Below are 644 nucleotides of genomic sequence, written 5' to 3'. Positions count from 1 at the left end.
GCTCAAGGACATTGGTCGGGTGAATTATGTGGCCGCAGACGACCAGGAAGCCCTGTCGGCATTCCGTGAGCTAACCCAGGTGGAAGGCATTATGCCGGCACTGGAATCGGCCCACGCACTGGCGTATGCCCGTAAATTGGCGCCCACCATGTCACCGGACCAGAACATTGTGGTGAACCTGTCTGGCCGGGGCGACAAGGATATTCTGACCGTGGCCGCCATTGACGGGATCGAATTCTGATTCGATGTCAGGCGGTTGGCTTATAGCGGCCGGTGTCGTGTGGTCAAGCACGACACCGGCCCGGAAAGCCCGGAGGAGGGCTTTCCACTACCTGTTTTAAGGAGCAGAAATGCGTCGTATTGAAAGTTGCTTCCAGCGCCTCGCCGACCAGAAGCGCAAGGCCCTGATTCCTTTTGTGACCGCTGGTGATCCGGTAAAAGAAGTGACGGTGCCGCTGATGCACGCCATGGTAGACGCTGGCGCCGATATCATTGAGCTGGGCGTGCCGTTTTCCGATCCCATGGCGGACGGGCCAGTGATCCAGCTCGCCTGTGAGCGCGCGCTGGCGCACAACACGTCCACCCGCGATATCCTGGATATGGTGAAGACATTCCGCGAAACCAACGCGGATACGCCGGTGGTG

General features: G+C 59.3%; 1 protein-coding gene and 1 pseudogene. Both read left to right on the top strand.

Annotation, left to right across the window (positions count from 1 at the left end; all coding sequences use genetic code 11):
• Positions 1–241: pseudogene (locus A3754_RS04060) on the top strand (tryptophan synthase subunit beta); the annotation flags it as partial.
• A 109-nt stretch (positions 242–350) separates the two neighbouring features.
• The coding region (trpA, locus tag A3754_RS04055; RefSeq protein ID WP_063518902.1) for a tryptophan synthase subunit alpha at positions 351–644 on the top strand (294 nt) is incomplete at its 3' end.

The sequence above is a fragment of the Alcanivorax sp. HI0083 genome, from assembly GCF_001635175.1.
The sequence above is the reverse complement of the archived record's forward strand: the minus strand, read 5'-3'. Positions and strand labels throughout refer to the sequence as shown.